This is a genomic window from Deferrivibrio essentukiensis, assembly GCF_020480685.1.
Taxonomy (GTDB): domain Bacteria; phylum Chrysiogenota; class Deferribacteres; order Deferribacterales; family Deferrivibrionaceae; genus Deferrivibrio; species Deferrivibrio essentukiensis.
On the sequence record NZ_JAJAFU010000006.1, the window covers coordinates 82,706 to 95,434 of the forward strand.

Annotated in this window: 12 protein-coding genes; 5 read left to right on the top strand and 7 right to left on the bottom strand. The window is 35.3% G+C overall.

Annotated elements, in window-relative coordinates:
• Position 1 precedes the first annotated feature (1 nt).
• From LF845_RS04950 to LF845_RS04980, 7 genes are read right to left on the bottom strand one after another with little or no spacing between them, the layout of a single operon-like run.
• Complete coding sequence (locus LF845_RS04950; RefSeq protein ID WP_242819896.1) at positions 2-973, bottom strand: NAD(P)H-dependent flavin oxidoreductase; 972 nt, start codon at positions 971-973, stop codon at positions 2-4.
• A gap of 8 nt (positions 974-981) precedes the next feature.
• Positions 982-1,284, bottom strand: coding sequence for a hypothetical protein (locus LF845_RS04955; RefSeq protein ID WP_242819897.1), 303 nt, complete (start codon positions 1,282-1,284; stop codon positions 982-984).
• 10 nt (positions 1,285-1,294) lie between these two features.
• Positions 1,295-2,203 (bottom strand): electron transfer flavoprotein subunit alpha/FixB family protein, encoded by a 909-nt coding sequence (locus LF845_RS04960; RefSeq protein WP_242819898.1) that lies wholly within the window; start codon positions 2,201-2,203, stop codon positions 1,295-1,297.
• Positions 2,204-2,212: 9 nt separating this feature from the next.
• The gene (locus LF845_RS04965) at positions 2,213-2,980 is read right to left on the bottom strand and encodes an electron transfer flavoprotein subunit beta/FixA family protein (RefSeq protein ID WP_242819899.1); all 768 of its coding nucleotides are present in this window, start codon (positions 2,978-2,980) and stop codon (positions 2,213-2,215) included.
• Positions 2,981-2,992: 12 nt separating this feature from the next.
• On the bottom strand, positions 2,993-4,978 hold the full coding sequence (locus LF845_RS04970; protein ID WP_242819900.1) for a heterodisulfide reductase-related iron-sulfur binding cluster: 1,986 nt from the start codon (positions 4,976-4,978) through the stop codon (positions 2,993-2,995).
• Positions 4,979-4,987: 9 nt separating this feature from the next.
• Positions 4,988-6,127, bottom strand: coding sequence for an acyl-CoA dehydrogenase (locus LF845_RS04975; RefSeq protein WP_242819901.1), 1,140 nt, complete (start codon positions 6,125-6,127; stop codon positions 4,988-4,990).
• Positions 6,128-6,138: 11 nt separating this feature from the next.
• Positions 6,139-6,924 carry an enoyl-CoA hydratase/isomerase family protein gene (locus LF845_RS04980; protein WP_242819902.1) on the bottom strand — a complete coding sequence of 262 codons (786 nt, stop codon included), beginning with the start codon at positions 6,922-6,924 and terminating at the stop codon, positions 6,139-6,141.
• Positions 6,925-7,203: 279 nt separating this feature from the next.
• On the opposite strand from LF845_RS04980, the gene LF845_RS04985 reads away from it, so the two are divergent.
• The 5 genes from LF845_RS04985 (at position 7,204) to LF845_RS05005 (ending at position 12,728) form a co-directional block, all read left to right on the top strand.
• The gene (locus LF845_RS04985; protein ID WP_242819903.1) at positions 7,204-7,605 is read left to right on the top strand and encodes a MerR family transcriptional regulator; all 402 of its coding nucleotides are present in this window, start codon (positions 7,204-7,206) and stop codon (positions 7,603-7,605) included.
• Positions 7,606-7,607: 2 nt separating this feature from the next.
• Positions 7,608-8,150, top strand: coding sequence for a chalcone isomerase family protein (locus LF845_RS04990; RefSeq protein ID WP_242819904.1), 543 nt, complete (start codon positions 7,608-7,610; stop codon positions 8,148-8,150).
• A 635-nt stretch (positions 8,151-8,785) separates the two neighbouring features.
• The gene (locus LF845_RS04995; RefSeq protein WP_242819905.1) at positions 8,786-9,721 is read left to right on the top strand and encodes a substrate-binding domain-containing protein; all 936 of its coding nucleotides are present in this window, start codon (positions 8,786-8,788) and stop codon (positions 9,719-9,721) included.
• Between the two features lie 114 nt (positions 9,722-9,835).
• Entirely contained in the window at positions 9,836-12,160 is a 2,325-nt protein-coding gene (locus LF845_RS05000; protein ID WP_242819906.1) for a molybdopterin-containing oxidoreductase family protein, read from the top strand.
• Between the two features lie 10 nt (positions 12,161-12,170).
• Positions 12,171-12,728 carry a 4Fe-4S dicluster domain-containing protein gene (locus LF845_RS05005; RefSeq protein ID WP_242819907.1) on the top strand — a complete coding sequence of 186 codons (558 nt, stop codon included), beginning with the start codon at positions 12,171-12,173 and terminating at the stop codon, positions 12,726-12,728.
• Position 12,729 lies beyond the last annotated feature (1 nt).

Sequence of the window (12,729 nt, forward strand, 5' to 3'; positions counted from 1 at the left end):
ATTATGAAACAATATTTTTTAATCTGTTTTCAACTATCTCTTTTGCTTCTTTGACGATTCTTGAAACAAGCTCGCCAACTGTAGGGATGTCATACACAAGGCCCACCGCTTGTCCACAGGCAAAGAGTGAATCTTCTGTCTCACCTGTTTGAATAGCTTTTAGTCCCCTTAAACCACTGAGAAGTGGTGCTAATTCTTGTAAAGTAGCTCCATTATTTTCCATTTCCAATATCTTTTCCGCGTGAGCATTTCTCAATACTCTTACAGTATTTTTAAGGCTTCGCTCTACAAGCATAGTGTCAGTTTCTTTTGCTTCAAGAAGTCTTTTCTTAATATTTTCATGGACAGGAGCTTCAACAGTGCCCACGAATCTTGTACCTAAATTAATCCCTTCAGCACCAAGTGCCAGTGCTGCTACAAGCCCTCTACCGTCAGCAAAACCGCCTGAAGCTATTATTGGTATTTTAAGCTCATCTTTTGCTCTTGGGATAAGAATTAGGCTTGTTACATCGTCTTCGCCAGGGTGTCCGGCACATTCAAATCCGTCAATACTTACAAAGTCACATCCGATTTTTTCTGCCTTAAGTGCATGCCTTACCGATGTACATTTGTGAATAACTGTAATACCGTTATCTTTAAATTTTTGCATATAATTTTCCGGATTTCTTCCGGCAGTTTCAATTATTTTTATCCCTTTTTCAATTATTACATCAATGTAAGCGTCATAATTAATCGGCCTTAATGTTGGTAAAAAAGTTAAATTAACGCCAAAAGGTTTGTCAGTTAATTTTTTTGTTTTATCGATTTCTTCAGCCAATTTTTCAGGGGTATCAAAAGAAAGAGCGGTGATAATTCCAAGCCCGCCTGCATTAGATACGCTTGACACAAGCTCAGCTCTTGAAATCCACATCATACCGCCCTGTATGATGGGGTATTGTATATTTAGTCTTTCTGTTAAAACTGTTTTAAACATAATTTCTCCTATTTGCCACAAGCTTTTAAGAATTTTTGCAAAAGCTCAGGGTTGTTTGTCTTCAATAAGCCGGAGAAAATCTCTTTCATCCCCGGCTTATAATTTTCATACCACACTTTTTCAAAAAGCTCAGATGTCATCTTGCATACGCAATTGGCATCTTCAACTTTTTTACCTTCTTCAACAGTTAAACCATCGTTTTTGGCGAAAATAGTATATTTTTTGTCGTCATCAAACACGAAGTAAAAAGTATACTCCTTGTCCATCGGAGTATATTTTTCTGTGGCTTCCTTCAATATATTTTCAAGCATCTTGTTTTCCTTATTTTAATTTTGAAGTCAAGGCAGGTACAAATTGCATAACGTCAGCAACTACAAGTACATCTGCTGCTTCAGCAATTGGTGCATCTTTATCTGTGTTAATCGCTATTATATAGTCAGATTTTTTCATACCTGCCAAGTGTTGAATCGCTCCTGATACACCGCAAGCTACATAAAGTTTTGGAGAAACAGTCTGTCCTGTTGTACCTACCTGTCTTGAATGGTCTACCCAACCTGCGTCAACTACCGGACGGCTTGCACCGAGCTCCCCACCAAGAGCCTTAGCCAACTCTTCGATAACAGGTACATTGTCAGGTTTACCTATCCCTCTACCGGCAGTTACAATAATTTCAGCTTTAGTTAAGTCTACTGATTTAGCTTCAGCTTCTTCATATCCTACAAACTCTAATTTTGCCTGAGCAGAGGCTTCAATTTTTTCTACTTCAGGGCTTGCAGAATCTACCACAGGTGCAAATGCTCCTGCCTGAATTGTAAGCACGGCTTTACCAGGAGTATGTCTTACAAATCTTCTAAGCTTTGCATTACAGCTTGGTACTACAAATGTATTATCTTCGATAGCTACTACTTCAGTTAGCTGACCTACTTTTAATGCAGCTGCTACTCTTGGAGCTAAATCCCAGCCGTATGAAGAGTGAGAAAATACAATATAATCGGGATTTTCTTTTTCAACAACTTGCTTTATAAGCTCCTTGTGTACATCAGGGTTATACTCTCCATATTTTTCAGCATCGGCAAGGTAAAGTTTGCCTGCTACTTTAGGAAGATTACTTTCATAGCCCACAGCAAAGAAAACTTTTTCAGCATTCAGGCTATTTGCAAATCCATTTAATTCATATATTGTTTCCAAAAGAGCTTTTTCTCTATATTCTGCAACTAATAATACTTTCATATCAACCCCCTACACCAATGACTTTTCTTTTAAAATTTGAACAACTTTATCAACTAATTCAGCAACATCACCTTCAAGAATTTGAGCGCCACCTTTCTTTTCAGGGAATGCCATTTTAGCTGTTGTAACAAGATTTTCAGCTTTAAGAAGCTCACTTGCTTCAAAAGTTAAAATCTCTTTTTTCTTAGCTTTCATAATATTTGGCAGGGTAGGGTATCTTGGTTCGTTAAGTCCTAATTGACAAGTAAATACTGCAGGCACTTTAACTTTTATTATACTCTTTTTACCACCCTCAAGCTCTCTTTTAACTGTTACTTCACCGTCATTGTATTCAAAAGAAACTATTGTTGTTACTACAGGAAGTTCTAAAAGTTCTCCTAAAAGTACCCCTACCTGAGCACTACCAGTATCTTGAGATTGAAGGCCTGTAAAAATAATGTCAAAATTTTTATCTTTAGCAAATTCAGCAATCATTTGCGCTTTTTGATAAGGGTCTTTTGAATAATAGTCGTTATCATTAATATGAACACCTCTGTCACACCCCATTGCAAGTGCCTTTTTGATAGCTTCTTTTACCCTTTCAGGTCCGATAGATAATACTGTAACATCACAATCACCAACTTGCTCTTTTAATCTTACAGCTTGCTCAACTGCATATTCGTCATATTCATTCATACGATATGCAAGGTCAGTGTCTTCATACCATACATTGTTTGATGCTACCTTAAATTTTGATTCCATATCAGGAACCTGCTTAATACAAACCAGTACTTTCATGACTACCTCCGTTTATTTTTCAACTCTTTCTATTAAAACTTCTGATAAATCTTTAACTTTCATTTTACCGTCAAGTTCAGCCATTTTAAGGCCGTCTTCAAACATTGTCATACAGAATGGACAGTTAGAAATAAGAGTTTCTACCCCTGTTTCCTCAGCCATTTTTACCCTTTTGACACTGATTTTTTCACCGATATTTTCTTCGGCGATAATTCTACCGCCACCAGCTCCACAGCAGAAACTTTCAGCTTTACTTCTCTTCATCTCTTTTATTTCAGCTCCAAGTGCACTTAAGATTTCTCTTGGTTCATCATAGATATCCATATATCTTCCGATATAACAGGAGTCGTGATAAGTGCATTCTAGGGCTTCTTTGTTTGAAATCTTAAGTTTTCCTGTGTTAAGCAGTTTGTGAAGATATGTTGTGTAGTGCTCCACTTCAATTTCAAGCCCCAAATCTTTATAATCTCTACCTAAAGTATTAAGGCAGTGAGGGCATGTGGTAACAATCTTTTTAACATTATATTTTTTAATTTTTTCAATGTTTTCAGATGCTAAAGTTTGATATAGGTATTCATTTCCAAGCTTTCTTGCAGGCTCACCGCAGCATTTTTCCTCTTTGCCAAGGATACCTACTTTTATACCTGCAAGGTTACAAAGCTCTATAAAATTTTTGGCAATTTTTTGATTTCTCTTATCAAATGATGCATAACAACCAACAAAATACATAATGTCAACGTTACTGTCTTCAGCAAGGAGTTTTACATTTAAATCTTTAGCAAAATCGCCTCTTGATGCGAAGCCCATGCCCATAGGGTTGCCGTTGACTTCCATATTATCCATTGCAAGCATAACCTCTTCACCGGGGAACTCCCCTTCCATAAGGACAAGGTTACGTCTCATATCTATAATTTTGTTTACATGTTCGATATTTGCAGGGCATATTTCCTGACAGGCACGGCAGGTTGTACATGACCATAAGACATCTTTAGATACTTTTTCAATTAAATTCGCATCCGGTGAATTAAATGCTACATCACCGATATCTGCGATAAGCTTCATTGGGGAGAGAGGCTTATCGGTGTTATATGCAGGACATCTGTCCTGACATCTTTTACACTTGGTACATGCATCACTATCAAATATATCTTTCCAGGTAAGCTCAGCTACCTTGCTTACACCAAAGCTTTCAGCTTCTTCATTTTCCATATCAATTGTGTCTATAGAGCCTTTTCTTCTCAAATCTGTGAAGAAGTAGTTTGCCGAAGTAGTAAGTATATGCCTAAATTTAATAAAAGGGATAGAAACGAAAAATCCCATTACAAGGAGTAAATGTATCCACCAGAATGATTTATGCATTGCAAGAAGGGTGCTTTCAGGCATATTTACATATGCTTTGGCAAACAGTAGACCAATCGGTGACCACTTAGCTAACTCTGGATTTTGGTTTAGCTCGGTTGCTGCCATTCTAAACCCTTCTATTACAAAACCGGTTATCAGTATTGCAAATAGTAAGCCGTGCATAATGTAATCATCTTTTGTAGTTTCAAGCCCTTTAGGTTTAAAGATAAATCTTCTTATTAAAAAACCTAAAAGCATAACAATTGCCACAAAACCGGCAATATCCAAAGCTAAAGAGAATATCTTATAAAATGTACCTTTTAGGAAAATTATTCCAAATAAAGGGTGTAAAAAGTCAGTTTGGATAAAAACCAGAGTAGTGCCTATTACAAGGATTAAAAAACCCCAAAAGAAAAATGCATGGAAAATCCCGGCAGGAGAATTTAAAACTTTTACCTGCCCAAGCACATTTTTCAGGGCAATATTTAACCTATCTGGCCAATCTGAATATCTGTCAAGTGATTTGCCTTGTTTGTATACGGCTGATCTTTTTATAAAGTTATAGACTATAGACCCAATAGCCAGTATGGCCAAAAGGTACATAGGAATTAATACACCATGTCCAACATTCCAATAAATCTGTCTAGTAGCTTCCATCTATTACTCCTATTTAAATAGCATTTTTGAAATAACTATTCTTTGAACTTCGTTTGTTCCTTCATAAATCTCAGTAATTTTGGCATCTCTAAACATTCTTTCTACTTCATATTCACAGATATATCCGTATCCACCATGAATTTGAATTGCTTCTTTAGTTACAAATGTAGCTGTTTCTGATGCGTACATTTTTGCCATCGCAGATTCTATTGCGTTAGTTTTTTTCATATCTTTAAGCCAAGCTGCTTTGTAAGTAATAAGCTTGCTTGCTTCAATCTTTGTAGCCATGTCAGCTATTTTAAATTGGATTGCCTGAAAAGCTGAAAGCGGTTTTCCAAACTGTTTTCTTTCCTGAGCATAAGCTAATGCTTTATCAAATGCACCTTCAGCAATACCAAGAGCCTGAGCAGCAATACCGATACGACCACCATTTAAAGTTTCCATCGCAATTTTAAATCCGTCACCCTCTTTTCCAAGTAGATTTTTCTTAGGTACTTTTACGTTATCAAGGGCAAAGGCAGTTGTATAACTTCCTCTGATACCTAATTTTTCTTCATTTTTAAGAATTTCAACCCCTTCAGACTCAAGATCAACAATAAAAGCTGAAATACCTTTGTGTTGCAAGCTCTTATCTTTTGTCGCAAAAACTACCCCAATCCCTTTAAATCCACCGTTTGTAATAAAAATTTTGCTGCCATTTATGATGTAGTTATCACCGTCCTCTTTGTATGTAGTAGAGATATTAGCTACATCACTACCTGCTTCGGGCTCAGTAAGAAGAATACAGCCGATTTTTTCGCCGCTTGCAAGCTTAGGTAAAAATTCTTTCTTTTGCTCTTCGTTTCCAAACTGATAAATTGGGTCACATGCAAGTGAGGTGTGAGCTGAAATCATTACACCTGTTGAGCCGCAAGCTTTTGATACTTCTTCCACAACTATAATATAAGAAAAGTAATCAAGTCCGGCACCACCGTATTCTTCAGGTATATATGTACCTAAAAAACCCATTTCACCGATTTTTTTCATCAGAGTTGAAGGTATTTCATGATTTTTGTCAATATCCATAGCTATAGGCCTTATTTCATTATTGACAAAATCTTTTACAGTGTCTCTCAATACTTTGTGGTCTTGAGATAATTCAAAATTCATAATTTATCCTCCTATAATCCTTTAAAGTTTGCTTTTCTTTTTTCCGTAAAGGCTGTCATCCCTTCTTTTTGATCTTCTGTGGCAAATAGATTTCCGAATAATGTGCTTTCATATCGATATGAATCTTCAAGAGGCATATTTATCCCATTTAATATTGCATCTTTGGCCGATGATATTGCTATGGATGAGTTGGAAGCGATTTTTTCAGCAGTCTTAATGGCATTTTCCAAAAGCTCATCTTTTGAACTGAATACCTCATTAATTATATTAAGCTGTTTGGCTTTTTCGGCTGTAATCATATTACCCGTAAAAATAAGTTCGCTAGCAATTTTTTCTCCAGTGATTCTTGAAAGGTTTTGTGTGCCTCCGAAACCAGGGATAATTCCAAGAGTTACTTCAGGAAAACCAAATTTTGCATTTTGGCTTGCGTAAATAATATCACATGCAAGTGCCATTTCAAAGCCTCCTCCAAGTGCGTATCCGTTAACAGCTGCGATTACAGGTTGTGACATTTTCCTTATTAATTTTAATATGTCGTGCCCTTTGCGAGAAAAATTGACAGCTTCTTGAACCGATAGATTTAACATCTCTTTTATATCTGCACCAGCCACAAAGGCCTTCTCGCCATCACCTGTGACAATTATCACTTTGATTTCTTTGTTTATGCTTGCTTCGTATAGTGCACATTCAAGTTCATCAAGGACTTTGCCATTAAGTGCATTAAGGGCATTAGGCCTTGAAATTGTCAAAGTCAAAATATTTTTATCTGTTTCAAGTTTAAGAAAGTCGTAATGCATATTTTCCCCCTTATGAAATATTATCACATAAATTGAGATAAATCTTTTTAACGTAAATGTCAAGTATAATATAACAGTATATCGAAGTAATTGAATAAAAATTCACTGTAACCAAAGGTATTTTTTTAACACTTTAATATTTATAGTTTATAATTGGTTGTGAAGGTGGAGTAACTTGTAAAAATATTGGTTAATTTTCTTGACAAAGAGAAAAAATACTATATAAAATTGAATGGATGTAATTAACGTTAAGGTAAAGTAAAAAAAGGTGTTCTGATTATGAAAATCGAAGGGAATGACTATTTTCAGATTGGTGAAGTAGCTACCATGCTTGGGGTGACAACCAGGACTATAAGGTATTATGAAGAGATTGGTCTTATGACCCACCCTAAGAGACTTGATGGCGGAATAAGAGTGTATGATAAGGATGATATTAAAAGATTGAAATTTATTCTTAAGTTAAAAGAGTTGGGAATTAGTTTAAAGGAGATGCAGGAATTGGCAGATATTTATAAGGTGCATCAGACACCTGATAATATTATGCCAAAACTCGTAGAGATTTTGGATGCTCATATTTCTAAGATTGATGCCAAAATAGCCAAGCTAGCGTCATTAAGAAATGATATACTTGAGTATAAAGCAAAAGTAATAGAGGTAACAAAATTAAAATTTGGGGGCTAGTTATGAAAAGATTATTAGTATTTCTGTTTGTGTTGGCTATTTTGCCAATATCAGGTTTTTCTTTAACTGTTGAGGGTGTCAATATCCCTGATAGTTATAGTTTTAACGGAAAAGACCTGGTGTTAAATGGTACAGGTTTGAGGAAAAAGTTTTTTGTTAAGGTTTATGTTGGGGCTCTATATCTTGAAAATAAGACAAAAGATGTTGGGTCTGTCATGAGTATGGATTCCAAGGTTATTAAGATGCACTTTTTGTATAAAAAAGTGGGTGCCGAAAAGATGAGAGAGGCTTTTGTTGAAGGTTTTGAAGATAATGGGATAAAAGATATTGACAGGTTTAGAGCTTTTATTGAGCTTTTTAATTTTGATGTGGTTAGCAGTGACGAGCTTGATTTGGTAATTATAGGTGATGCTTTAACGGTGCTATATAACGGTAAAAATATAGGCGTTTTTAATGATAAGATGCTGGCAGAAGCCGTTTTGAAAGTGTACTTTGGAGACAAACCTGCGGATAATGGTTTGAAAGAAGGGATGCTGGGAAATTAATATCGCTTAACTTGCTGAGGTGCGTAATTATTGTATCTTAGCAAGTTCTTTTTAGATAAACTCTATATGATAGATTTATTTCACAATATTTTTTGTATATTTTCAGATATGTATTTATTTGATATGATTATATGTGTAACTGATTAGTAATATAGATGATGAAAGTCAGATAATTGTATAGTTGCAAATCTCCTTAATAAGAAATAAATTCAATGGTATCGTGAAAAAAAATGTATTTATTTGTCTAAATCACGTGAATAGTTAAAATTCAGCACAGTAAATCAGTATGAAATTGTATATTTAATTGCTAAGTAGAAAAAAAATTAATAAATTATGCTAAAGATAATGAGCATACGTTAATTTAATTTCAAGTTAATCAAAAATTTTTTTAATGAAATAAATCAATTATAAGTGTTTTAGTATGTTTTATAACATTCTAATAAAGAACAATAAATAAATAATGAGCAAATGATTTAAAAATACATTCAAGTTAATCTAAACATATGTCAAAAAAAATACTTGCATATGCTCATTATATTGTATATTGTGTGAGACATAAAGAGCATATGACATAAAGATTGTATGCAACTTTAATGCTTGGCCAGGCATGCAAATTTAAAGTTTGGAGGTATTTTATGAGATCAAAATTTGTGATGCCATTAACTATTATTTTTCTGTTTGGAAGTGTATTAAATGGATTGGCAGTTGTGAAAATGTATGTTCCAGAGGTATTTAGGGGTGCATTTGCTGAGATTGCAAAAGAATATTCAGGTGGTCGTGTAGAAATTTTGTCAGATGAGTGCAGTGTAAATAGAGATATGGTTAATAAAAAGGAAACTGAATCAAAGCTTTTTTTGTTATCAGAAAGATTAGATAATGAGCATATGTTAGGTAAAGATAATGCAGAATATAGTTATTTAATATCATTTGCTTCAAGTCAGATGGTATTGGCTTATGCCAACAAAAGCAAATTTTCTTCAATAATAAATCAGGAAAATTGGCCATATTATCTAAGAAAAAAAGAGGTTTCTTTTGGTTTAGTCAATAACTTTAATAGAATATGCAATGTGAGACCACTGCTTGCTTTAAAGCTTGCAGCGTACAACTACTCACAGCCTGGACTTTATGATACTCTATATAACCATTCTGTAAAATTTGAAAGTTTTGATTCTATGGTTTCATCATTAAAAAATGGTGAAATAGATTACTTCATTACTTATAAATCATCTGCAATAGAGAATGGTTTAAAGTACATAGAGTTACCAAATATGGTAAGTCTTTCTGATGATTGTTTTCGTGAAAAATACAGAAAAACGTATGTCGATTTACCTCAGTCTGACGGGAGTTTAAAGAGGTTTTATGGGGACTGCATAAGCTTTATGCTTGCTGTGAAAAAAGATGATTCCAAAAGTCAAGAAATTGCTGACTTTATAAGATTCGTTTTGAGCGATAATTCGAAAGCTGTTTTAGAGAAAAGAGGGTTTAATGTCAGTTACTCTCCTGAATTTAGAGGGAGGTTGCAATATCTTGATGGAAGCTTGAGAGGATTAGTTATGTATGCAGGATTTTAACTTGCATATGCTCAAAAAAAGTGTATATTGTATGCAATTTTGGAATATTCGGACAATAGAATGTTAGATAAAATTTTGTAGCATAAGCTAATAAAACATAGGGAGGCTTTTTTTATGAGTTTTTCAAATTTAAAGCTAAGCAGAAGGAAGTTTTTAGCAGCTTCCGGTGTTACTTTAGCAGCTGCATCAGTAGCAAACGGACTTGGCACTATTAAAGCCGTTGCAAATGAGCATGCTGAAGGCAAGTCAAAGAGTTTAGGTCGCAAATTTGTTCCATCTTCCTGTGCTATGTGTGTCAACAAGTGTGGACTCGTAGCAGAAGTAGTAAATGGAAAAATTAAAAAGCTTAATCCTAACCATAAGTTTTTTAAGAGTAGGTCAATGCTTTGTGCCAGAGGGAATGCTGGTGCTGAAGAGCCTTATAATCCCGACAGATTAAAAGCTCCTCTATTGAGAGTTGGAAAAAGAGGGGAAGGCCAATTTAAAGAGATTTCATGGGATGAGGCATTTAAGATAGTTGCAAAGAATCTTGATGAAATCAAAAGAAAATATGAAAACAGGTCATCTGTCGTATTTTATTCAACTGAAGGATTCCAAGAAGAGTTTTTTCATTTCTTAGTCCAGTCTTATGGGTCTACAAACACTGTAAGGCACCCTACACTTTGTCTTGCTTCTGTTATTCAGGGTTGGTCATCTGTTTTTGGAACATATCCAGATGCTGACATGTCTCAAGCTGAATTTGTAATTATGCTTGGAGCAAACAGAGCTGAGTCAATTGTTACTCCTGATACTATTGACTTCCAAAAAAATAGACCGAAAGGGCAACAAATTGTTTATGTTGATCCAAGATATACTTTCACTGCCACAAAGGCTGATAAGTGGTACCCAATCAAGCCTGGTACTGACTTAGCTTTTATCTTAGCAATAACAAATGTTATAGTTGAAGAGGGACTTTACGATAAAGAATTTGTTGAAAAGTTTACATACGGTTTTGATAAACTCAAAGAGCATATAAAGCCTTATACTCCGGAATGGGCTGAAAAAGAGTGTGAGATTCCAGCCAGTGAAATTAGGTGGACAGCTCATCAATTTGCCAAATATGCCCCAAGAAGTCTTGTTTACCCAGGCAGAAGAACATCTTGGTATGTAAACGATACATATATGAGAAGAGCTTGTGGGATATTAACTGCAATAGTTGGCAGTTGGGATGTTCCTGGAGGTATTGTTCCGAAAAGTTCTATCCCTTTAGCAAAACATGACCCTGTATTTCCTTTCTTTGAAATGGCAGAGGGTAGATTGGATGCAAAAATAGGCTCATTGGACAGCATCCTTCCAAAAGATGAAAGGACTGCTGCTGGGCTTCCGACAGACTCCTGTACATTCCTTGGGGAAAAAGATGGTAGCTGGATAACATTTAGAGAAGCTGCTTTAAAAGGGAATGTATATCCTATAAAAGGGATGATTACATATAAACAAAACCCTGTTGAGTCTGCACCTAATAGAGCTAAGACTCTGAAAATGATGGAGCAGATGGACTTTATTTGCACAATTGATATTCAGATGTCTGAAACAGCTTGGTATTCTGACCTTGTTTTGCCTGAGTCAACATATCTTGAAAGATGGGACCCTTGCCATTCTTTATCAGGTATTTGGCCGATTGTTACGTTCAGACAGCCTGTAATCGAACCACTTTTTAATACAAAATCAATGCATGAGATTGCTGCAGGTATTGTGAATGAAATGTTAAAAATCCCAACTCTTTGGGATGATGCTGACCCTGCTGATGTAGAGGATTTTAAAGCTACATTAGTTGAAGAGATATTAAATCAACCTATGGAAGAATTTATTAAACATCAGTTATCAAAATATCCAGGAGCATTTGAACAGATAAAAAAAGAAGGAGTTTTCTACCTATCAGATAAGCCTCAATACGGCAAAATGAGAAAAGATAATACGAGGTTTAAGACAAAGTCAGGTAAGATAGAGCTATATAACTTAAAGTATGAGGAAAAAGGATTAGACCCACTACCTGTTTATAGAAGACCATCACAACCGGAGCCAGGAAAATATAGATTTATACTTGGAAGACATGCTTGGAATACTCATGCCGGTACTCAAAATAATGGCTATCTACATCAGATAGAAAAAGAAAACATCCTTTGGATTAATACTAAAGAGGCACTAAGGTTAGGTATCAAAAACGGTGATTACGTTATTGTCAAAAGTAAGGTTGGTGAGCAGAAGGTCAAGGCTTATGTGACTGAGAAGATAAGGCCTGACTGTGTATTTTACTCTCACGGTTTTGGCAGAATTTCAAAAGGATTATCCCTTGTTTACAATAAAGGTGCATCTCAAGCTGCAATTTTGGAAGATAAGATTGAGCCAATTTCAGGAAATGCTGCAATGCACGAAACCTTTGTTGAAATAAAAAAGGCGTAAGGAGTAGAAAATGAATGAGAAAAGATATGCCATTGTTTTAGATACAAAAAAATGTTTGAACTGTAAGGCATGTACTGTTGCTTGTAGGGTAGAGAATGAAGTACCTCACGAGGATGGTGCTTATAGGATATGGGTTACAGCCCTTGAATTACAAGGAAAATTTCCTGACTTACATCAAGATTTTGAGCCGTCTCAGTGTCAACATTGCCAAAATACACCTTGTGAGAGTGTTTGCCCTACTCGTGCTACTTACAAGACTCCTGAAGGGGTGGTTTTGGTTGATTATGATAAATGTATTTTATGTAAGGCATGTATGACTGCTTGTCCATATGATGCAAGATTTGTTCATGAACACCATAAGGCAATTGATAAGTGTACTTTCTGTTATCACAGATTGCCGGAAGGAAGGGAGCCTGCCTGTGTGGAAACTTGTCCTACAAAAGTTAGAGTGTTTGGTGACTTAAATGATCCAAACAGCCAGGTAAGCAAGCTTTTGGACACTAATAGGTATTACCGTCTTAAAGAAGACAGAAATACCAATCCAAGACTCTATTATATAATTAAGTAAG

Bases quoted from the DNA above. Each gene is read 5' to 3' on its own strand.
- LF845_RS04950 (WP_242819896.1), bottom strand. From the start codon at position 973: ATGTTTAAAACAGTTTTAACAGAAAGACTAAATATACAATACCCCATC.
- LF845_RS04955 (WP_242819897.1), bottom strand. From the start codon at position 1,284: ATGCTTGAAAATATATTGAAGGAAGCCACAGAAAAATATACTCCGATG.
- LF845_RS04960 (WP_242819898.1), bottom strand. From the start codon at position 2,203: ATGAAAGTATTATTAGTTGCAGAATATAGAGAAAAAGCTCTTTTGGAA.
- LF845_RS04965 (WP_242819899.1), bottom strand. From the start codon at position 2,980: ATGAAAGTACTGGTTTGTATTAAGCAGGTTCCTGATATGGAATCAAAA.
- LF845_RS04970 (WP_242819900.1), bottom strand. From the start codon at position 4,978: ATGGAAGCTACTAGACAGATTTATTGGAATGTTGGACATGGTGTATTA.
- LF845_RS04975 (WP_242819901.1), bottom strand. From the start codon at position 6,127: ATGAATTTTGAATTATCTCAAGACCACAAAGTATTGAGAGACACTGTA.
- LF845_RS04980 (WP_242819902.1), bottom strand. From the start codon at position 6,924: ATGCATTACGACTTTCTTAAACTTGAAACAGATAAAAATATTTTGACT.
- LF845_RS04985 (WP_242819903.1), top strand. From the start codon at position 7,204: ATGAAAATCGAAGGGAATGACTATTTTCAGATTGGTGAAGTAGCTACC.
- LF845_RS04990 (WP_242819904.1), top strand. From the start codon at position 7,608: ATGAAAAGATTATTAGTATTTCTGTTTGTGTTGGCTATTTTGCCAATA.
- LF845_RS04995 (WP_242819905.1), top strand. From the start codon at position 8,786: ATGAGATCAAAATTTGTGATGCCATTAACTATTATTTTTCTGTTTGGA.
- LF845_RS05000 (WP_242819906.1), top strand. From the start codon at position 9,836: ATGAGTTTTTCAAATTTAAAGCTAAGCAGAAGGAAGTTTTTAGCAGCT.
- LF845_RS05005 (WP_242819907.1), top strand. From the start codon at position 12,171: ATGAATGAGAAAAGATATGCCATTGTTTTAGATACAAAAAAATGTTTG.